18 protein-coding genes are annotated in these 20,886 nt (G+C 56.1%); 6 read left to right on the top strand and 12 right to left on the bottom strand.

Annotation, left to right across the window (positions count from 1 at the left end):
* Nucleotides 1–51: 51 nt before the first annotated feature.
* Both DOQ08_RS13005 and DOQ08_RS13000 read left to right on the top strand, forming a co-directional pair.
* The gene (locus DOQ08_RS13005) at nucleotides 52–1,347 is read left to right on the top strand and encodes an FAD-dependent monooxygenase (protein ID WP_114335378.1); all 1,296 of its coding nucleotides are present in this window, start codon (nucleotides 52–54) and stop codon (nucleotides 1,345–1,347) included.
* 41 nt (nucleotides 1,348–1,388) lie between these two features.
* Entirely contained in the window at nucleotides 1,389–1,754 is a 366-nt protein-coding gene (locus tag DOQ08_RS13000; RefSeq protein ID WP_114335377.1) for a histidine triad nucleotide-binding protein, read from the top strand.
* Between the two features lie 163 nt (nucleotides 1,755–1,917).
* Here DOQ08_RS13000 and phoU read toward each other — a convergent pair whose 3' ends face one another.
* The 5 genes from phoU to DOQ08_RS12975 form a co-directional block, all read right to left on the bottom strand.
* Nucleotides 1,918–2,640 carry a phosphate signaling complex protein PhoU gene (phoU, locus tag DOQ08_RS12995; RefSeq protein ID WP_114335376.1) on the bottom strand — a complete coding sequence of 241 codons (723 nt, stop codon included), beginning with the start codon at nucleotides 2,638–2,640 and terminating at the stop codon, nucleotides 1,918–1,920.
* Between the two features lie 30 nt (nucleotides 2,641–2,670).
* Nucleotides 2,671–3,558, bottom strand: a complete 888-nt coding sequence (gene pstB, locus DOQ08_RS12990) for a phosphate ABC transporter ATP-binding protein PstB (RefSeq protein ID WP_406565365.1) — start codon at nucleotides 3,556–3,558, stop codon at nucleotides 2,671–2,673.
* A gap of 11 nt (nucleotides 3,559–3,569) precedes the next feature.
* Nucleotides 3,570–4,847, bottom strand: coding sequence for a phosphate ABC transporter permease PstA (gene pstA, locus DOQ08_RS12985; RefSeq protein WP_114335375.1), 1,278 nt, complete (start codon nucleotides 4,845–4,847; stop codon nucleotides 3,570–3,572).
* On the bottom strand, nucleotides 4,840–6,228 hold the full coding sequence (pstC, locus tag DOQ08_RS12980; protein ID WP_114335374.1) for a phosphate ABC transporter permease subunit PstC: 1,389 nt from the start codon (nucleotides 6,226–6,228) through the stop codon (nucleotides 4,840–4,842). The genes pstA and pstC overlap by 8 nt, the downstream gene beginning before the upstream one ends.
* Nucleotides 6,229–6,336: 108 nt before the next feature.
* A complete protein-coding gene (locus DOQ08_RS12975; protein ID WP_114335373.1) occupies nucleotides 6,337–7,386 on the bottom strand; it encodes a substrate-binding domain-containing protein in 1,050 nt (349 codons plus the stop codon).
* A 211-nt stretch (nucleotides 7,387–7,597) separates the two neighbouring features.
* Here DOQ08_RS12975 and DOQ08_RS12970 point away from each other — a divergent pair, with 211 nt between their 5' ends.
* A complete protein-coding gene (locus DOQ08_RS12970) occupies nucleotides 7,598–8,002 on the top strand; it encodes an acyl-CoA thioesterase (protein ID WP_114335372.1) in 405 nt (134 codons plus the stop codon).
* Between the two features lie 11 nt (nucleotides 8,003–8,013).
* Here DOQ08_RS12970 and DOQ08_RS12965 read toward each other — a convergent pair whose 3' ends face one another.
* The 4 genes from DOQ08_RS12965 to DOQ08_RS12950 are packed head-to-tail and all read right to left on the bottom strand — an operon-like array spanning nucleotide 8,014 to nucleotide 11,763.
* A complete protein-coding gene (locus DOQ08_RS12965; protein ID WP_114335371.1) occupies nucleotides 8,014–9,123 on the bottom strand; it encodes a tRNA-queuosine alpha-mannosyltransferase domain-containing protein in 1,110 nt (369 codons plus the stop codon).
* Nucleotides 9,116–10,327, bottom strand: a complete 1,212-nt coding sequence (gene arsJ, locus DOQ08_RS12960) for an organoarsenical effux MFS transporter ArsJ (protein WP_114335370.1) — start codon at nucleotides 10,325–10,327, stop codon at nucleotides 9,116–9,118. The genes DOQ08_RS12965 and arsJ overlap by 8 nt, the downstream gene beginning before the upstream one ends.
* A 1-nt stretch (nucleotide 10,328) precedes the next feature.
* Nucleotides 10,329–11,333, bottom strand: a complete 1,005-nt coding sequence (locus tag DOQ08_RS12955; RefSeq protein ID WP_114335369.1) for an ArsJ-associated glyceraldehyde-3-phosphate dehydrogenase — start codon at nucleotides 11,331–11,333, stop codon at nucleotides 10,329–10,331.
* Nucleotides 11,334–11,370: 37 nt separating this feature from the next.
* The gene (locus DOQ08_RS12950; protein ID WP_114335368.1) at nucleotides 11,371–11,763 is read right to left on the bottom strand and encodes an ArsR/SmtB family transcription factor; all 393 of its coding nucleotides are present in this window, start codon (nucleotides 11,761–11,763) and stop codon (nucleotides 11,371–11,373) included.
* Between the two features lie 149 nt (nucleotides 11,764–11,912).
* On the opposite strand from DOQ08_RS12950, the gene arsB reads away from it, so the two are divergent.
* Together arsB and DOQ08_RS12940 are read left to right on the top strand one after the other, a co-directional pair.
* On the top strand, nucleotides 11,913–12,974 hold the full coding sequence (arsB, locus tag DOQ08_RS12945) for an ACR3 family arsenite efflux transporter (protein WP_114335367.1): 1,062 nt from the start codon (nucleotides 11,913–11,915) through the stop codon (nucleotides 12,972–12,974).
* Nucleotides 12,975–13,110: 136 nt separating this feature from the next.
* Nucleotides 13,111–13,908, top strand: coding sequence for an undecaprenyl-diphosphate phosphatase (locus tag DOQ08_RS12940; RefSeq protein ID WP_114335366.1), 798 nt, complete (start codon nucleotides 13,111–13,113; stop codon nucleotides 13,906–13,908).
* A gap of 430 nt (nucleotides 13,909–14,338) precedes the next feature.
* Here DOQ08_RS12940 and uvrD read toward each other — a convergent pair whose 3' ends face one another.
* Both uvrD and DOQ08_RS12930 read right to left on the bottom strand, forming a co-directional pair.
* Nucleotides 14,339–16,504 (bottom strand): DNA helicase II, encoded by a 2,166-nt coding sequence (uvrD, locus tag DOQ08_RS12935; RefSeq protein WP_114335365.1) that lies wholly within the window; start codon nucleotides 16,502–16,504, stop codon nucleotides 14,339–14,341.
* A gap of 286 nt (nucleotides 16,505–16,790) precedes the next feature.
* Nucleotides 16,791–18,239 carry an NAD-dependent succinate-semialdehyde dehydrogenase gene (locus DOQ08_RS12930; protein WP_114335364.1) on the bottom strand — a complete coding sequence of 483 codons (1,449 nt, stop codon included), beginning with the start codon at nucleotides 18,237–18,239 and terminating at the stop codon, nucleotides 16,791–16,793.
* Between the two features lie 166 nt (nucleotides 18,240–18,405).
* On the opposite strand from DOQ08_RS12930, the gene DOQ08_RS12925 reads away from it, so the two are divergent.
* Entirely contained in the window at nucleotides 18,406–19,419 is a 1,014-nt protein-coding gene (locus tag DOQ08_RS12925) for a histone deacetylase family protein (protein ID WP_114335363.1), read from the top strand.
* Here DOQ08_RS12925 and thiI read toward each other — a convergent pair.
* On the bottom strand, nucleotides 19,416–20,870 hold the full coding sequence (thiI, locus tag DOQ08_RS12920; RefSeq protein WP_114335362.1) for a tRNA uracil 4-sulfurtransferase ThiI: 1,455 nt from the start codon (nucleotides 20,868–20,870) through the stop codon (nucleotides 19,416–19,418). The genes DOQ08_RS12925 and thiI overlap by 4 nt on opposite strands.
* Between the last annotated feature and the right edge of the window lie 16 nt (nucleotides 20,871–20,886).

The following is a 20,886-nucleotide window of genomic DNA, read 5'->3' as shown; positions in this document are numbered from 1 at the left end:
TGTCTGTTCTTTGCCTTCGCGTAAACTGTGGGCAACAGACAGGAACCCGATATGACTCAAGCTTTTGATATTGTGATCGTCGGTGCCGGCATGGTCGGCGCCGCCCTCGCCACCGGTCTGGGCCGCGAAGGCTTCAATGTGGCCATGGTAGACCGTGCTCCGGCTCCGACGTTCGACTCGAACGCAGCGCCGGACATTCGCGTTTCGGCTTTAAGTGCCGGAAGCGAAGCCTATTTGCAAAGCCTTGGCGCCTGGGATCCTATTTTGGCGATGCGCACCACACCCTACCGCCGCCTCGCCGTTTGGGACGAGGCACCGCATCCGCTCAGCAAACTATTGCCAAGAGCGGCCAACCACGTGGAATTCAATGCCGACGGGCTGAACGCAACGCATTTAGGCCACATTGTTGAGAACTCGGTGACCCAGAAAGGTTTATGGCAGGCGGCAGAAGCCGAACCAACCGTTTCTATACTGGCAGGCCACGGTGTTTCCCGCATTACCCAAAACGAGGCCAGCGCCACGGTAACACTTGAGAATGGCCAAGAGTTGGCCGCAGCCTTGGTGATTGGAGCCGACGGTGCACAATCGCGGGTACGGGACATGGCCGGTATCGGCATCACCAAAGACCAGTACAGCCAGCAGGCCATGATCATTTCCGTGCGTTACCAAGGCGAGGTGCAGGACATCACCTGGCAGGGCTTTTATCCTTCGGGGCCCCGAGCTTTTTTGCCGCTGTACAGCGCCGGCGCGCAATATCCGGGTGAAAGCCGAGGCTCTCTGGTTTGGTACGACTCTCCGGCAGAAATTGCACGCTTGAAAAGCCTGAGTGATGAAGCCTTGATGGCGGAAATCCAGAAAGCTTTTCCACAAGAGCTGCCGCCACTGACCCATATTGAAGACCGGGGCAGTTTCCCCATCGCTCGTCAGCACGCCAAACACTATTATTCTGGCCGCGTGGTGCTCGCCGGCGATGCGGCCCACACCATCAATCCGCTAGCTGGCCAAGGGGTGAATCTGGGCTTTCAGGACGCCGAATGTTTGCAGGGGTTGTTAAAAGAAGCGCGCCGCGGCGGAGATGATCTGGCCAGCACACACTGGCTGGGGCTTTACGAACAACAACGCCGCCCGGCCAACCGGCGCATGATGCTGGCCATGGACCTGTTCTACCACCTGTTCAGCAACACCATTCCGCCACTGCATCTGGCCCGTAACCTCGGCCTTGGCGCAGCCCGCGCCCTGCCCTTTGCCCGCAACAAAGTGGCGCGCTATGCCATGGGGCTGGACAGCCAGCCGCCGGCGATATTTCGTGAAATCACCAACCGTTTACCTATGCCAAACTGGCTTTAAACCGACACTCAACGGACTCAAAGAACAACCAAGGAGCCATTATGTCTGAGACACTTTTTACCAAAATCATCAACCGGGAGATCCCGGCCGACATCGTTTACGAAGACGACCTGACTCTGGCGTTCAAGGACATTAACCCGCAAGCGCCGGTGCACCTGTTGATCATCCCCAAGAAGCACATTGCCACCATCAACGACATTGAAGAAGGCGACCGCGAGGTGGTGGGGCATCTTTACTACGTAGCGGCAAAACTGGCCAAGGAGATGGGCTTTGCTGAAGATGGCTACCGGGTGGTTATGAACTGCGGTGAAAACTCGGGGCAGACGGTGTTCCATATCCATCTGCACCTGCTGGCTGGCAAACCACTGGGCTGGCCGCCGTACACCGACAAAATGAAGCAGGCCTGACCTGCGAGTAGGCAAGCGGGCCGGTGGTGCTGTTCGGGACACGCTCAAGGCATCCCTGCGCGCTTAGCTTTCGCCATCCCTGGCGAAAGATAGTCCCGAACAGCACCACCGGCCCACTTGCTTCTGGCTTCAGCTAAAGCCTGCCCAAAACCGGCCCCGGACTTCAGCGCCCAACCACCCTCTCAGCATCTTCCATGGGCGAGTGTCGAACGTCTTCCCCTTTAGCCATGAAAATCACGTGCTCAGCAATGTTGCAGGCATGATCGCCAATGCGCTCCAAAGCACGCAATACCCACATCACCATCATGCAGCGCGAGATGTTACGGGCATCTTCCATCATGAAAGTCAGCAACGCACGCGCGGCGGCCTGATACTCCTGATCGACCTGCTTGTCTTCTTTCATAACACGTAATGCCTGATCGGAATCCAACCGAGCAAAGGCGTCCAACGCGTCGTGGAGCATACTCAGCACGTGCTGGCCGATGTGGCGAATTTCCACATAGCCCTGTGGGGCCTGCCCTTCTTCTGACAGCTTGATCGCCATTTTGGCAATCTTTTTCGCCTCATCGCCCACCCGCTCAAGGTCGGCCACCATCTTGATCACCGAGATCACCAAACGCAGGTCTCGCGCGGCAGGCTGGCGACGGGCAATCACCAGAATGGCCTCCTCATCAAGGTCCATCTCCATTCGGTCAACTTTTTTATCGTTCTGACGAACGTCTTCTGCCAGCTGACTGTCATTATTGGTGAGTGCTTCAATCGCCCGTTCAACCTGGCTTTCCACCATACCGCCCATGTTCAGAAACTGGGTTTTCAGTTCGGTCAGTTCGTCGTTGAATCTGGCAGAAATGTGATCGCCATATACATGATCTTTTTTATCCGGCATGTCTTTTGCCTCCAGCTGTTCCAGACCTGATTAACCAAAGCGACCGGTAATGTAGGACTCAGTCAATTTGTGATCAGGGGCGGTAAATACTTTGTCGGTGTCGTTCACTTCCACCAGATGGCCGAGGTGGAAGTAGGCCGTTCGATCGGAAACCCGGGCCGCCTGCTGCATCGAGTGGGTAACGATGACGATGGTGTAGCTTTCCGACATTTCCGCGATCAACTCTTCCACTTTGGCCGTCGCAATGGGGTCCAGCGCCGAGCAGGGTTCATCCATCAGAATCACTTCCGGGCTCACCGCAATTGCTCGGGCAATGCACAAGCGCTGTTGCTGGCCACCCGACATACCGGTCGCGGTGGCGTCCAGGCGATCTTTCACTTCGTTCCAAAGCCCGGCTTTGCGCAGGCTGTTCTCTACGATGTCGTCCAGATCGGACTTGCGGTTCGCGAGGCCGTGAATCCGTGGGCCGTAGGCTACGTTGTCGTATATGGATTTCGGAAACGGATTCGGCTTCTGAAAGACCATGCCCACTCGGGCCCGCAACTCCACCACATCCCGCTTGGGATCGTAGAGATCCTGATCGTCCAGCATCAGTGACCCTTTCACCCGGCAGATGTCGATGCTGTCGTTCATCCGGTTCAGGCACCGCAAGAATGTCGATTTACCGCAGCCGGACGGCCCGATAAACGCAATCACCTCGTTGCGGCCTATATCCAGGCTGATGTTCTTAATGGCCGGGCTTTCGCCGTAAAACACTTCTACGTTGCGCAGCTTGAACTTCGGGTCGTCGGCAAATGGCTGACCTACGGTGGTGCCTTCGGTTATCACTGCGTTTTCCGGTTGCTCATTAATCACGGGCTTAGCCACCTTTTCGGACATGTTCTCGGTACGTATCGCTGTTGCATTCATACTGTTCATCGCTGTACTCCTTACCACCGGCGCTCTAGACGTTTGCGCAACCAAATGGCCAAACCGTTCATGGAAATCATGAAAGCCAGCAAAATCATGATGCCGGCGGAGGCCAGTTCAACGAACCCCTGCTCGGCACTGCTGGCCCACTGATAAATCTGCACCGGTAGCACGGTGGCGGAGCTGAAGAAGCCTTCCGGTACCTCGACGATAAACGCCACCATCCCGATCAACAGCAATGGCGCTGTCTCACCTAACGCCTGCGCCATACCAATAATGGAGCCGGTCATCATGCCGGGCATCGCCAGCGGAATGACGTGATGCAGAACCACCTGCATTTTGGAGGCACCAATGCCTTCCGCAGCCTCACGAATGGACGGCGGAACACTTTTGATGGCCGCCCGGCTGGAAATGATGATGGTCGGCAGGGTCATCAACGCCAACACCAAACCACCCAACACCGGCACCGACCGGGGCATGCCGAACACACCGATAAACACGGCCAGCCCGAGCAGGCCGAAAATGATCGACGGCACCGCGGCCAGGTTGTTGATGTTCACCTCGATGAAATCGGTCAGTTTGTTTTGCGGAGCAAACTCTTCCAGATACACCGCTGCGGCCACGCCGGTCGGGAATGCGATCACCAGCGTAACCAGCATGGTCAGCAGCGAGCCCACAATGGCCCCCAGAATCCCCGCGTTGGACGGCTCCCGGGAATCTCCGCGGCTGAAAAACACATCATTGAAGCTGGTTGTAACCACGCCTTGTTCGACCAGTTCATCCACCCAGCGCTGCTGCTGCTCAGACAAACGAATGCTGTAGGCCGGGTTGTCGGCATGTTTGACGTACACCGACACGGTATCGTGTACCAGAAACTCCAGAGTCTGAGTGGAGCCCAACAATTCCGGCTGGGCTTGCAGCAAATCACGGATCTGATTGCTCGCGTAGTTGCCCGATAAACGGCTCAGCTCACGAACGTCCTTTCTGGACTGCGCCTCTGGGAAATAGCGCTGCAGGGCCGCAATGATCGGCGCCTGAAAATCCGCCATAGAGATCTGGTCTTTATCCGTTGGATCTTCCAGATACATCTGCTCACCATCCAGCACCACCTCCAGCGTCATCGTTGTTTTGATGAAACCGGTGTAGCCCTTGCCAATGATATCGGTGAACAGCACCACCAAAGACAACAGCGCAACCGCAATCGCGGTCATGCCATAGAGCCGGAACCTGCGCTCCTTGCGGTAGCGTCGCTTCAGCGACTGGCGAACAATTTCCGCCTGGGTGCGTTGATTAGTCATATTGTTCCCTATATTTGCGAACCACTTTCAGGGCAATCACGTTGAGGGCCAGGGTCAAGATGAACAGCATCATGCCCAAGGCGAAAGCCGCGAGGGTCTTGGCACTGTCGAATTCCTGGTCACCGGTGAGCAGCGTAACGATTTGAACCGTGACCGTGGTCACCGACTCCAATGGGTTCGCGGTCAGGTTGGCCGCAAGGCCCGCTGCCATAACAACAATCATGGTTTCACCAATGGCGCGGGACGCCGCCAGCAAGATACCGCCCATGATGCCGGGCAAGGCCGCTGGGAAAATCACATTCTTCATGGTTTCAGACTGGGTAGCGCCCAGTGCCAGAGAGCCATCCCGCAGAGTGCGCGGCACCGCGTTGATCACGTCATCCGACAGCGATGACACAAACGGGATGATCATGATGCCCATCACCAAACCCGCTGCCAGAGCACTCTGGGACGACGCTTCAAGGCCGACCATTTCAGCCAGATCCCGGATAAACGGGGCAACGGTTAAGGCGGCAAAAAAGCCGTAAACGACGGTCGGCACACCCGCCAGCATTTCCAATAACGGTTTAATAACGGATCGGGCTGATTTCGAGGCATATTCAGATAAGTAGACCGCAGACAACAAACCAGTAGGCACCGCCACCAGCAGGGCGATGGCCGAAATCAGCAAGGTGCCGGTAAACAGAGGGATGATGCCAAACGCTCCGTCCGAGCCCACCTGATCGGCTCGAAGCGCCGTTTGCGGGCTCCAGGACGTACCAAACAGGAATTCGCTAATCGGTACCTTGCCGAAAAAGCGGACGGTTTCGAAAATAACGGAAAATACGATGCCCACCGTCGTCAGTACCGCCATCGCCGCGCAAGCAAAGAAGATCCATCGAAGCGTGCACTCGACGTTCTCGCGGGCGTTGATCTGGGGCTGCACCCGGCTCCATGCGAAAGCCGCACCGAGCACGGCAATCAGAACCACCAGAACCGTCTTGAATTGGCTGCTCTGGGCTTTCAATGCACCCAGTTTATCGGCAGCTCCCACCACCTCTGCCGGGACAAAAGCCGGGTTCAGCTTACCCGCCGCAACATTGTTGATTTGCGACATCAGCAAGCTGGCTTCGCCCGCAGATTTCGGCAACAGCTCTGCTGGCAGCGAACTCACCACTAAGTTTTGAATCACCTTGCCTTCAAACACCGCCCAAGCGGTCAAAACGATCAAGGCAGGAATGGCACACCACAACGCTGCACGTGCTGCGTAATAAAAGGGCAATGCCTTGAGGTTACGGATACCACCCAAGGGGCCGGCAACCGTTCGCGACCGCATGTACGCCAGTCCATAGGCTATGACGGCAATCACCAGAATCAGGGGCAATAGATTGGCCGTTTGCATAGAGTTCTCTGTGTTAGATGAATAATTAACGTCTGGCAGACACAACAAAAAGAACGCGAACCTTTCGGTTCGCATTCTCTCATCTTCCTTGATGATTCTGAGCGATGCTCAGAGTTCGTTACCGGTCATAGGCGTCAGGTTGCGTACCTTTTTGGCCACTTCCATACGCACGTTCCGCGGGTTCGGAATCAGGCCAACATCCACCAGATAACCGTTGTCACCCCAGGCACTTTCACTGGTGAACGCTTCGGCGTATTCCTTGATACCCGGGATCACACTGACGTGCGCACTTTTGATGTAGAAGAACAGCGACCGGGCGACCGGGTAGTCTTCATCGGCAATGCTGTCGGGTGTCGGCTCAACGCCGTTAATCGTAGCTGGCTGAATCTGGCTGGCATTTTCCATCAGGAAACTGTAGCCGAAGATCCCCAAAGTGTCTTTATCCTGAGCCAGACGCTGAACGATCAGGTTGTCGTTTTCACCCGCCTCTACAAACAAGCCGTCTTCACGCATGCTGTGGCACACGCTGCGCATCTCTTTCTTGCCCATCGCCTTGATGAAATCAAAGGTCTTACAGCCACCTTCCATAGCGATTTCAACGAATGCATCACGGGTGCCAGACGTCGGAGGCGGGCCCATTACGCTGATTTCTTTGTTCGGCAGGCTGGAATCGATATCGCTCCACTTCTGGTAGGGGTTGGCTACCAACTTGTCGCCGCCTTTCGGATCAGGCACTTCTTTCGCCAGGGCGAGGAACACCTGACGCAGGCTCAGATCCATCGGCTCAGCTTCTTTGGAGTTGGCAATCACAATGCCATCGGCGCCGATTTTCACTTCGGTGATGTCTTTAACACCGTTGTCCTGACACATCTCGAACTCGCTCTTCTTCATGCGACGAGAGGCGTTCGTGATGTCCGGGTGCTGAGTACCGATACCCGCACAGAACAGTTTCAAACCACCACCGGAACCGGTGGACTCAAGTTTCGGGGTTGGGAAATCGGTATTGCGACCAAAACGTTCGGCCACTACGGTCGCAAACGGGTAGACCGTAGACGACCCGACAATGTTCACGGTATCGCGGGCCATGGCCGGCACCGACACAGCGGCAAGGCTTCCTGCCAAAGCAACAGACGTCAGAGCTGTTTTCAGTTTCATCACGTAGTTATCTCCAATATAAGTGGACGCTGTTTACGTTTCTCTTTCTTCGATAAGTGCATCCTAAAGGGACTCTGTGACAACTTTGTTACAGCTTTTCATAAACATTGCGGCGCACTATGACCATCATTAGTCGAATTTGCTTGCAGAGCGCCGCCACGGCGCTACCATGCTTGCAAAACAACTCACAACATCAGCAGTAACAGGCTAACCAATGACAGCGTTTGATGATGACAGACCGAACCCTCGCGGCGAACTGACCCTTCAGGTAGTGCCACTTCCTTCCGACACCAACGCTAACGGCGACGTGTTTGCCGGTTGGCTGGTTAAGCAGATGGATATCGCCGCCGCCACTATGGCAGGACGCATTTCCCGTGGCCGCAGCGCCACGGTCGCCATGGATCGGATGGAATTTTTATCACCGCTGCGCGTGGGTTCCCAGGTCAGTTGCTACTGTGAACTGGTGGACATTGGCCGAAGCTCAATGAAAATCAATGTGGAAGTCTGGATGCTGGACCGCTTCGCCAAGACTCCCCGAAAGGTTACCGAAGGGCTGTTTGTCTACGTGGCGATTGATGATCAAGGCCGCATCCGGGAAGTGCCGGACCAGCCTCAGTAAACGGCTCGCCGTTAAGTGCGCCGCCCGGCCTCGATCAGCTCATTAACCAGCGTTCGATAGCCTTGTGCCAGCACGGAGGCTTTCCAAGCCTCCGGCGAAGGCGAAGCCGATGGCATTGCCAGAATGGTTTGAAAGCAATCAAACGCTGCGTCCGCCTCTGCATCCACATCTTGCTCGTGGCCTGGGTAGCGACAACTGGCTGGCACGTATTCGCGGTAGGCCAACCGATCCGGCGCCAAGGGCACACACCCGGACGCCATGGCCTCCAGCATCGAAAGGCCTTGGAAATCATGCAGGGCCGTGGAAAGCACCACATCCGCCTGACGCAATAAAGCATCGTACTCGGACCGGCTTGCCAGAAAGCCCCAATGTTCGAGCCGATGGGCGAACTTTGTCTGAATTTCACCAAACGCCTTCGGGTGGTTGCGAAACCCTTCCCCCACAACACTCAACTTGTAGGACTGGCGGCTCTGTTCCAGCCGCTCCAGAAAGTTCAGCAATCGATCCGGGCCTTTGTCGTATTCCCAACGGTGGTTCCACAGTATGTGCGGGCAGGCCCGGTTGATAACGCGAGGTTCGTCTGTGAACAGGCGGTCTTCTATCGGCACCGGGATCACGTCGGATTTTTGCTGAATACGTTCGATGATCCCGCCGGGTACGGCATCCGGCAGTTTATTCAGCAAGGCTTGAGCGCCGTTTAAAAAACTGTCCCGATTCCAGGCACTGTTGAAGGCCACTCGATCCGCCGCCACCGCGCTGTAAAGGTTCACCATCTGGGGCTCAACGCGATCCTGCTGTTGTTGGCTGATCGGGAAGGCAAACTGGTTTTCGTGCATGTAGAGCACGCATGGCGTACCCGCCAACTGAGGGTTCAGCCCCCGCAAGGTTGCGAGGTCCACCATGGAGGTGGCAACCACCAAGTCCCAGCGTTCTTGTAAACAGGGCTCATTCAGCCAGCTCAGGGCATTGCCCCGGATTCGCCACTGAAAAAACCTCGGTGGCAGGGTCAGACTATGCCAATGGAACTCCGGCAACAGATGGGTTAACTGCTCCCGCCAGCGTCTATGACTGGCGGCATCGTAGGCTGACAGGAGCAGAATGCGCGGCTTGGTATCAGGCACACTCCTGATTCCCTATCGTTTGAGGCGTTCGCTCGGGCAACCAGACCGACAGCAGGGCGGCGATGGCAACCAGCGCGGAAGATATCCACAGGCAGGCTTCCAACCCGTATGCCTGATAAACCCAGCCGGACAACACAGTGCCTAGCAGGCGGCCAGCTGCATTCGACATGTAATAGAAGCCCACATCCAGCGAAACGCCATCACCCCGAGCGAAGCTGACAATCAGATAGCTGTGCAGGGAAGAATTGATGGCGAACAATACGCCGAACAGCAGCAAGCCGCCGATTACAGCGACCTGCGCCGACCAGCCCGCCATCAGCGCCCCGGCAATGACTGCCGGAACCACAGCCAATAGCGCTGCCCACAGCACAGTTCCCGATTTACCGTTCGAATGGCCGGTAATTCTGGGCGCTAGTGTCTGAATAAGGCCGTAACCAATGATCCAGCTGGCCATAAAACCGCCCACCTGCCAATGATCCCAGCCAAACACCGTGGCCATATACACCGGAAGCGCCACCACAAACCACACGTCGCGGGCACCAAACAGGAACATACGCGCCGCAGACAGCACGTTGATGGCGCGGCTTTTGGACAGAATCTCCCGAAACTTGGGTTTTGCTTTGCTCTTACCCAATTCCTCTTTGAGCAGAAACAAACTGGCCATCCACACCAGCCCCAGCGCCACGGCCATCAGTATCACAGCGCCCGTGAAACCGGCCGCCATCAACAACACACCGCCCAAGAAGAAACCCACGCCTTTCAGGGTGTTCTTTGAGCCGGTCAGAATGGCCACCCACTTATACAGCTGACCTTGCTGTTCATCCGGCACCAACGTTTTGATACCGCTCTTGGCCGACATTTTGTTGAGGTCTTTGGCAATGCCGGACAAGGCTTGCGCCGCCATCACCCAAGGCACGGTCAACATGGCGGCTGGCACCGCCAGCATCACCAGAGCAACGATCTGCAGGAACAATCCGATGTTCATGGTGCGATTCAGGCCCAGGCGGGCACCGAGATAGCCACCAACCAGATTGGTCACCACCCCGAAAAACTCATAGAAGATGAACAATAGGGCAATGGCTAACGGCGAGTACCCCAGCTGATGGAAATGCAGCACCACCAACATGCGCAACGCGCCATCGGTCAGGGTAAAAGCCCAATAGTTTCCGGTGATGACCAAATACTGACGAATGGCGGCAGTCATATCAGGCCAAGCCCACCTTGCGCGCCAGTTCTACGGTACGGTTCGCGTAACCCCATTCATTGTCGTACCAAGCGTAGATCTTTACCTGACTGCCATTAATGACCAAGGTGGACAAGGCATCAACAATGGAAGACCGTGGGTCAGTTTTGTAATCGATAGACACCAGCGGGCGTTCTTCGTAACCCAAAATATCCTTCAATTCCCCTTCGGCGGCTTCTTTCAACAACCGGTTGACGGTGTCGCGGTCGGTGGGCGTTTCCAGCTCAAATACACAATCGGTCAGCGAGGCATTGGTGAGCGGAACACGCACCGCGTGGCCATCCAACCGCCCTTTCAGTTCCGGGAAAATCTCGATAATCGCCGTAGCGGAGCCGGTGCTGGTCGGAATCAACGAGCTACCACAAGCCCGGGCCCGCCGCAGGTCCTTGTGGGGCGCGTCGATAATGGTCTGGGTATTGGTCAGACTATGGATCGTGGTGATCGAGCCATGCTTGATGCCAAGCTTTTCGTGAATCACCTTAACCACCGGCGCCAGACAGTTCGTGGTGCACGAAGCCGCGGTCACAATTCGGTCGTTGGCTGGATCGAACACGTGTTCATTAACGCCCATCACTATGTTCTTGGCACCGGCTTCTTTCACCGGCGCCGTCACGACCACTCGTTTAACGCCCTGATCCAGATAGGCTTGCAGCACCGACACAGTTTTATTCGCGCCACTCGCTTCGATTACCAGATCGCAGTCAGTCCAATCGGTATCGCTAATCGCCTTGTTGCGAGTGGTACGAATACGCTGACCTTCGATAACCAGATCGTCGCCATCCGCAGAGGCTTCATGACTCCACGTGCCGTGTACGCTGTCGAAATTCAACAGATGCGCCAGAGAACCGGCATCCGCGCCGGGATCGTTAATCGCCACAAACTCCAGCTCAGGCCACTCCCAGGCAGCCCGCAATGCCAACCGGCCAATCCGGCCAAATCCGTTAATACCTACTTTGATCTTGTTCATGGCGATCTCCTTTTATAAATGGCCATTCGCTCAATCTTCAGGAACACCTAGGCGCCGAACGCTCAGCCAATGCGCCAAGCTTCGCCAGTGGTGATTGAATCAACGCCTCATTGTGCGCCGCGGTTTCATCGAGAACCCGCAAGACCCACGCGGGCAAATCAGGGTTAATAGAATAATAGACCCACTGCCCACGCCTTTCTGTGGCCACCAATCCGGTATCTCGCAATATGGCCAAATGGCGACTGACTTTAGGCTGGGACACCTCAAAGGCTTCCGTCAGCTCACAGACGCACAGTTCTCTCTCACGCCGAATCAGCAACAGAGTGATCAAGCGCAGTTCATCGCTCAAGGCCCGGAACAGGACGATGGGACTGAACCCGGCCGACGGTTCGTCAATTTCATATTCAGGCACGGTGCTTCTGGCATCCATCAGACAAGTGTCTCGCTATTGAATATTCGATTATCCATATATATGATTTAAGCGATATTAGGGGTGAATCATGACGATGTAAAGACACCCGAATCCTCACCTTACTGCAGCTGGAACGAATTCCCGCAAGAGCGAATCAAGGAAACCCAATGAGCAAAAGTATCGAAGCCGAATTAGCCTCCGAAGGCATGGACCTATTCGGTCGTTACTTATCAGTCTGGGTCGCTCTCGCCATCATCGCCGGCGTCGCGTTGGGACAATGGGCGCCATCTGTGCCGGAAACCCTGTCTCGTTTCGAATACGCGCAGGTTTCCATCCCCATCGCTCTTCTGATTTGGGCGATGATTTTCCCCATGATGGCGCAGATTGATTTCAGTGCTGTGGTCGGTGTGCGCAAAGAACCCAAAGGCCTGGCGATCACCACAGTCGTAAACTGGCTGATCAAGCCATTCACCATGTTTGCCATCGCCTGGTTTTTCCTGATGGTGGCATTCAAGCCCTTTATTGCCCCTGAGCTGGCGAGTGAATACCTGGCCGGTGCCATTTTGCTGGGTGCCGCCCCCTGCACCGCCATGGTGTTTGTCTGGAGTTACCTCACCAAAGGCGATGCGGCTTATACGCTGGTCCAAGTCTCCCTCAACGACATCATCATGCTGTTCGCTTTCGCGCCCATTGTGGTGTTTCTTCTGGGCATTTCTGACATTCAGGTGCCTTGGGATACGGTGATTCTTTCGGTCGTGCTGTACATCGTCATCCCGCTGACTGCCGGCTACCTGACCCGCCGTGCGCTAATCGCCCGCCGGGGCCAGCCGTGGTACGACGAGGTGTTTATGAAGCGCCTCAGCCCAGTGACACCGGCGGCGCTGATCGTGACACTGGTGCTCCTCTTTGCCTTCCAAGGCGAAGTGATTTTGGAAAACCCGCTGCACATTGCATTGATTGCCGTGCCGCTGATTATCCAGACGGTGTTTATATTTCTACTGGCCTACAGCTGGGCTCGCCTGTGGAAAGTGCGCCACTGCATCGCCGCGCCGGGTGCGATGATTGGCGCCAGCAACTTCTTCGAACTGGCCGTAGCAGCCGCGATTGCCCTGTTTGGCCTGCAATCCGGTGCAGCACTGGCAACCGTCGTGGGCGTGCTGGTGGAAGTGCCGTTAATGCTGGCGCTGGTTAAAATCGCCAACAACACTCGGGACAAATTTCCAACCTAGTCTCCATGATCGCTCGGGGTGCTAGTAGAAACAGCACCCGGAGACTACACCTGTTCAGCTAACGACCACCCTGCTAATATCCCGCCCATCTAAATCACCCTGAACAGCGAACGCTGCCCCGAACGGAACCGAAACCATGGATTTTTTTCAGGCCCTTTTCCTTGGCCTTCTCCAGGGACTGACTGAATTTCTACCCATTTCCAGCTCTGCCCACTTGATTCTCACCCCCGCGTTTTTCGACTGGGATGATCAGGGCGTAGGCTTTGACCTATCGGTTCACATAGGCACTCTGTTGGCGGTGGTTTTATACTTCCGCCGCGATGTATTCGGCATCGCCAGAGATGGTTTGATTTCCGTTGCCCAACGCAAAATCGTCGGCCAAGGCGCCCTCGCTTGGTACTTAGTCATCGGCACCATCCCCGCCGGCTTGGCCGGGTTGGCGTTGCTGGACATGATCGACAACGAACTGCGGGCGGTGGAAGTGATCTTCTTCACCACCCTGATCTTTGGCCTGTTACTCGGCATCGCTGACTGGCTTCCCAAACGCCAACGCACTCTGGACTCTCTAAACTGGAAGGACGCTGTTCTAGTGGGCATCGCCCAAGCCATGGCCCTGGTACCGGGCACCTCCCGCTCCGGCGTCACCATCACCGCCGGCCTGTTCTTGGGCATGAGCCGCGAAACCGCCTCTCGCTTCTCGTTCCTGCTGGCTATTCCCATCATCGTGCTGGCATCTGCGGTGAAATTGCTCGAAGTGGCGACTTCTGACGTGATCGTCGATTGGAGTGGTTTTCTGATTGGCGGGGTCACATCGTTCCTGATGGCCATTACCGCGATCCATTTCTTCCTGAAATGGCTGAATAACGTGGGCATGTGGCCTTATGTGATCTACCGGATTGCCTTGGCCGGGGTTATTTACGCTGTTTTGATGTGATGGTTTTGGTTTGGGAGCTCTGATCTTCGGGGCTTCTGGTTTTGGGGGTGGCAGGTATCGGGGACGGCTTTCCAAAAAGCGCTCGAGCCGTCCGTGGTCGCTTGTGTTCCGCCATCCATGGCTCCACAAATTTTTGGAAAGCCGTCCCCGATACCTGCTCCACACTTCAGAATGGATTTCAGAGGATTTTGAAACACTACAGCCCAACGCAGGAGCTCAACGCTAAGCCCTCCCCCCAAGACATGAAGCCTGCCGATCTATAATCTTTTCAAGAGGCTTGCACACAGTGTGGCGTGCGGGGTTGGGGGTGTCCTTCCAAAAATGTGCGCAGCCATGGATGGCGGAGCAGAAGCGTCACATGGACGTGCCGAAGGAGCGGTTTTTGGAAGGACACCCCCAACCCCGCACATACCACCCAACTAACCCAAAGCTAACAGGCCTCCAACGGCGCATAAGCCAACACCAGCCACTTAGCGCCCTCATCGAAGTTCACCTGAACCCGAGTATGATGCCCTGTACCCTCAGAGTTCATCACAATCCCCTCACCAAACTTCGGATGACGCACCCGCTGCCCCAAACTAAAGCCAGACTGGGCAGCCGAATCCTGCGCGAACATACTCTCGTTAGGCCGCCCCACCATCGCCGGACGCGTCACCGTATTTCGTAACCGAACCTCCTGCAGACAATCCGCCGGAATCTCACGCACAAACCGGGACAACGCGTGGAACTTCTCCTGCCCGTACAAACGGCGGGATTCCGCGTAAGTGAGCACCAGCTTCTTCATCGCCCGAGTGATACCCACATAGGCCAACCGGCGCTCCTCCTCCATACGCCCCGGCTCTTCCAGAGACATACTGTGAGGGAACAAACCTTCCTCGACACCCGCCAGGAACACCATCGGAAATTCCAGCCCTTTGGCCGAGTGCAAGGTCATCAACTGCACACTGTCTTCATGATCCTCAGCTTGAGACTCACCGGCATCCAGCGCCGCCTGCGCAAGAAACTCCGCAAGCGGGTCTACCCCGTCTTCTACCTCATAATCCGACAAGGCATTAACCAACTCCTCCAGGTTTTCCACCCGGGCCTGGCCCTTCTCGCCTTTCTCACTGGCGTGGTAATCCTTCAAACCACTGGCCTCAATCGCCTGCTTCATCAACCCCTGAAGCGAGGCCTCGCCCATCATTTCAGACAAGCCGTTGATGATATCCAAAAACGACTGCAAACCGGTTCGGGCTCGGCCTTTCACCTGACCCGCCGCCAGCAGGCGCTCGGAGGCTTCCCACAACGAAATGCCCTGCTCCGTGGCGTAAGCGCGAATCTCGGCAAGACTCTTGGCGCCAATGCCGCGGGTCGGGATGTTCACCACCCGCTCAAACGCCGCGTCGTCCCGGTGGTACTGAACCAAGCGCAGGTACGCCAGTGCGTTGCGAATTTCCTGGCGGTCGTAAAAGCGCAAACCGCCGTACACCCGATACGGGATGCCCTGGCGCATCAACGATTCTTCCAGCACTCGGGACTGGGCATTCGAGCGATAAAGAATCGCAGCCTCGCTGCGCAAATTGCCCTGATTCACCCAGTCGGTGATGGAATCGGCAATGTAATTGGCTTCGTCCTGCTCGTTAAAAGCCGCGTACAAACTGATGGGCTCGCCATCAGGGCCATCAGTCCAAAGCTCTTTGCCCAGCCGGCCCTGGTTGTTGGCAATCACCGCGTTTGCGGCTTTCAGGATCATCTGGGTAGAGCGGTAATTCTGCTCCAGCCGCACCATGCGAGCGTTAGGAAAATCCCGCTGGTACTGCTGAATGTTCTCGATCTTGGCGCCACGCCAGCCATAAATTGACTGGTCATCATCACCCACCACGGTCAGTGGCACGCGGTTGCTGGCCAGCACCTGCAGCCAGGCGTATTGGATGGTGTTGGTGTCCTGAAACTCGTCCACCAGAATGTGCTGGAACCGGTCCTGGTAATGGGCCAGCAACTCGGGCCGGTGCAGCCAAAGCTCGTGGGAGCGCAGCAGCAATTCACCAAAATCCACCAAACCACCCTGCTGGCACAGTTTTTCGTACTGGCGGTAAATCTTCAGCATGGTGTTGGTGAAGTGGTCGCCGGGGTTTTCCTGAATGTGATCGGCCCGTAAACCTTCGTCTTTCTGGCTGTTGATGAACCACTGGGCCTGCTTGGGGGGCCACTGGCTTTCATCAATCTGGAATTCCCGCATCACCCGCTTGATCAGGCGCAGTTGGTCATCGCTGTCCAGCACCTGGAAGTTTTCCGGCAGGCCGGCATCTTTCCAGTGGGAGCGCAACAAACGGTGAGCAATACCATGGAAAGTGCCAAACCAAAGGCCGCGCGCTGGGATGTTCATCATCTGCTCAATGCGGGAACGCATTTCTTTGGCGGCTTTATTGGTAAAGGTCACGGCCAGAATGCCCGTCGGTGGCACCCGGTCTACGGTCATCAACCACGCCATCCGGTGAACCAGCACCCGAGTTTTGCCACTGCCTGCACCGGCCAGCACCAACAGGTGGTCGTTCTGAGCTGTCACAGCCTCGCGTTGGGCATCGTTCAGGGGGTCAATGATGTGGGAAACGTCCATAGCACCTGGCTTTTTTACTGGTTAAATAAACAGGCTTGGAAGTATAACAGGAGATAACGGGGATTTCTGTTGGGCCGAGGAGTTGAAACATCTATGGTACAGACGCACACGAACAGGTAAAGCTTTTCAGGATACCCCGAAGCTGTATAGCAAGCTCACGGGTGGGGAGGCCTTTTCAGGACTATTGAGGGCCAGGGATGGCCCGAAATAAGCCCCATGGACGGCTTGTAGCGTGTCCTGAAAAGGCCTCCCCGCCCGTGGGCTTTAACTCCAAAAGTTAAAGACTTCAGAATCCGCGAGGAACCGTCTGAGCTTCCACAAACTCGAACAAACCTTCCAAGCCACCTTCTCGGCCAATACCAGAAGCTTTCATGCCCCCAAACGGCGCTTCCGGTGTGGGGCCGGTGCCGGTGTTCCAGCCTACGTGGCCGAAGCGGAGCCCGGCTGCCACACGCTGGGCGCGTTCGGCATCCGCCGTGAATACATAAGACGCCAAACCGAATTCGGTGTCGTTACCAGCCTCCACCACTTCTTCCTCGGTGCGGAACAACGCCATGGGCACCAGCGGGCCGAAGGTTTCTTCCCGGTAGCAACACATGTCTCGGGTGACGCCCATCACCGCCGTTGGCGGGAAGAACAGGCCATCGCCCAGTTCTGAGGGCTGCTTACCAGCGACCAGCGTCGCACCTTTACTCAAAGCATCTTCCAGGTGACGTTTTACTTTGTCGAAGCCGGCCTGATTCACCAGCGGGCCAATATCAACGCCGTCGTTCATGCCGTCTCCAACCGTCATGCGCCCTATCCGCTCCGCCAGTTTCTCACCGAAGGCTTCGGCAACGTCTTCATGAATAAACACTCGGTTAGCGCACACACAGGTTTGGCCGCCGCCCCGGAATTTATTGGCGATCAGGTTATCCGCCGCAGCGTCCAGATCGGCATCGTCAAAGACAATAAACGGCGCGTTACCACCCAATTCCAGGGCCAGTTTTTTCACCTGCTCGGCCGTATCCAGAACCAGCTTCCGGCCCACTTCGGTGGAGCCAGTGAAGCTGATCATCGGCACGTCTTGATGCTCGCACAACACCTTGCCAATCACACTGGCTTTGCCCATCACCAAGTTAACCATGCCCTCGGGTAGATCGAGCTTATCCATCAGCGTAAACAGAGCCACCATGGTCAGCGGGGTTTCGCTGGCCGGCTTGATCACAGACGGGCAGCCTGCGGCCAGCGCCGCCGACAGTTTTTTCGCGATCATGCCGATCGGGAAGTTCCAAGGCACAATCAAACCAACCACACCCACCGGCCGGTAGTGAACGGTCCAGGTACAGTCTTTCGGTTTCTCGGGAATGGTGTGGGCGTCCAGCGCTTCGATGTGCTTAGCGCAATAATCGAAAAAGCCCGCGGCGTATTCCACTTCACCCTGAGCCTCGGGCAGCGGTTTGCCATGTTCCATACACAGGATACGACCAATCTCGTCTTTATTGGCTTTCAGAGCATCCCGAATGTCTTCCAGCCACTTACGGCGGGTTTCGATCGGCCATGGATTCGCCAGCCTCAGCGCGGATTTTCCAGCCTCTACCGCAGCCAAAATGTCGCTTTCCGGCATGGAAGGCACCTCGGCAATCCGTTCTCGAGTCGCTGGATTGAACACCTCGAAGGTATTGCTCCCAACATTATCTACCCAACGTCCGCCAATATAGCCCTTAACATTTTGCAGCAATGGTGACTCAATCATCTCGGCTCCTTTTGGATCACGGATACTGCCCCGATGAAGGGCAGAACGGCTTGTTCATCTATGCCCTCATAGTGGTAGCTGACAGCCACCCTGTAAAGTTCTCTCGTGTTTTTGACGCAACCCAGTTCGTGCCTATACTCGAAGGAGCTAACCAAGGAGGCCGGATATGAAAGCATTCTTCCATCCCTCGCAGGATCTACACATCCCGAAAACGTACTTTACGCGAGGGCAAATGCGCCAGCCCCAGGAGGTGCCGGACCGAACCGTGCAAATGCTGGAGGGCTTGAAAGAGCTCGGCATCCCCGTACTGCAGCCGGCGGATCAAGGCACGGCACCCATTTCCCGGGTGCACGATCTTGGCTATCTGAGATTTCTGGAATCCGCCCACCGCCGCTGGCAGGAAATGGATGACTGGGGTGACGAAGTCATCTCGAACATCTTTGTGCGCTCACCCAACGCCCTGCGCGGGGTGCTCGCGGAAGCGGCTCGCTACCTTGCTGATGGCAGCTGCCCGATCGGCAAGAACACCTGGGAGGCCGCTTACTGGTCGGCGCAAACCGCATTGGGTGCTGCCGATACGTTGATGGCGGGCGAACGCACCGCGTATGCGGTTTGTCGACCACCCGGGCACCACGCTCGCAAAGATGCCGCCGGCGGGTTCTGCTATCTGAATAATGCCGCGATTGCAGCCGAACACCTGAAAAGCCGTTTTCCACGCACGGTAATACTGGATACCGACATGCATCACGGCCAAGGTATTCAGGAAATCTTCTACGACCGGAGCGACGTGCTTTATATATCAATCCACGGCGACCCCACTAACTTCTATCCCGTGGTGACAGGCTTTGAAGATGAACGGGGTGAAGGGGATGGCCTGGGTTACAACATCAACCTACCCATGCCTCACGGTTCCAGCGAAGAGGATTTCTTTACCAAACTGGACGATGCGCTTGCCGCGATCCGTCTGTATCAACCGGACGTACTGATTCTGACGCTGGGCTTTGACATCTACAAGGACGACCCTCAAGCAAAAGTGGCCGTTACGTCAGAAGGTTTTTGCCGCCTCAGCACCCACATACGCCAACTGGGATTACCGACACTGGTCATTCAGGAAGGAGGATACGATCTGGACACCCTTAGCGAGAATGTCCAGCAATTCATGAGGGGGCTCACCGGCTAACGAGCCGGCGTATAGACCTTCACATTGCCGTGCCCGTCGGCCTTCAAATGGCCGGCGTGCATGCGGCTCATGGTGCCTCGATCACAGTACAGCAGATACTGCCCATCAGCCGGCAGGTCCGCCAGTTTCTGATTGATTTCGTAAAACGGAATCTTCAGCACATCGTTACTGGTCAAAGTCAAAGGAGCCCGTTCTTCCTCGGAGGGATGGCGAATATCGATGATTACGTCACCCACTGACGGCGTTTCAACCAGCTCGACTTCTTCCGGTGTCACTACGCTGTCGAGCAGTTCGTTGACCATCACATCCGTGCGGTCCTCAATGGCCTTGGCCAGAACCTCCGGGTTCATTTTCTCTTCTTCTTCCTCAACCCGGTGCAGCTTGGCCCGGGTAACCGGCTTGCTGGAAATCACACCACAATATTCCGGCATGGTTCGGGCAAACGGCTCAGTGCCAATGTCCTTGGCAATCTGAATGATGTCTTGCTTATCCATGGCAATCAGCGGGCGCAAAACCACTTCGTCGCTGGCGCGATCCACCACGTTCAGGTTGGTCAGAGTCTGGCTCGACACCTGGGCCACGGCATCGCCCATGACCAAACCGCCCACGTTGTAATACTGGCCTATTTCGGCAGCCGCTTTCAGCATCATGCGCTTGAGAACCACACCCCAGTGGCGATGGTTCACGGTGCGCATGATCTCTGCCACCACACCTTCAAACGGAACGGAAATGAACTTCACATTGTGCGAGGACGCATACCGTTCCCACAGATAATGGCTAACCTGGCGAACCCCAACCTCGTGGGCAGCACCACCCAAATTGAAGAACAAGAAATGGCTGCGCATACCCCGGCGCATCATCAGGTAGGCCGCCACAGAGGAATCGTAGCCACCGGAAATCAGCGTCATTACCGTTTCAACAGCGCCGATCGGGTATCCGCCCGCGCCTTCATGACGACGATGGGCGATATGAAACTGGTCGTCTTTAACCTCAATGCGTACTTCGATCTGCGGATTCTTCAAATCAACGCCGCGAGCGTTGGTGGCCTGCAGCAGCATGCCGCCCACCGTGCGCTCCAGATCAATCGAGCGGAAATCGTGGTTGCCGATCCGCCGCGCCCTTACCACAAAACTCTTTCCATCAAGCCGATCCGCGAAAGCGGCAATAGCTTTAGCACCCACATCCTGAATATCCACAAACGGGAATACGCCGATTTCCTGGATGGTGGAAATACCCGGAATGCGCACCAGCTCGTCAATCACCGGCCCGGCCAATCCACGCCCTTCCGGCACATCCACATCGATTCGGTCCCAGCTGCCATCCACCCGGATTTCAGAATCCAGCCGCGACAGAATTTTTCGGATGTTCTGCCGCAAATGACGCATTTGCTGCTTACGAACGGGTTTACTCTTGATGGCGACTTCAGAGGCAGGGCGAATCAGCAATTTCATAAGATAAGGACTTCAA

It is taken from the genome of Marinobacter litoralis, assembly GCF_003336705.1.
GTDB classification, from domain to species: Bacteria; Pseudomonadota; Gammaproteobacteria; order Pseudomonadales; family Oleiphilaceae; genus Marinobacter; species Marinobacter litoralis.
Note: the sequence above shows the minus strand (reverse complement) of the source record. Positions and strands in the feature narration are given on the sequence as shown.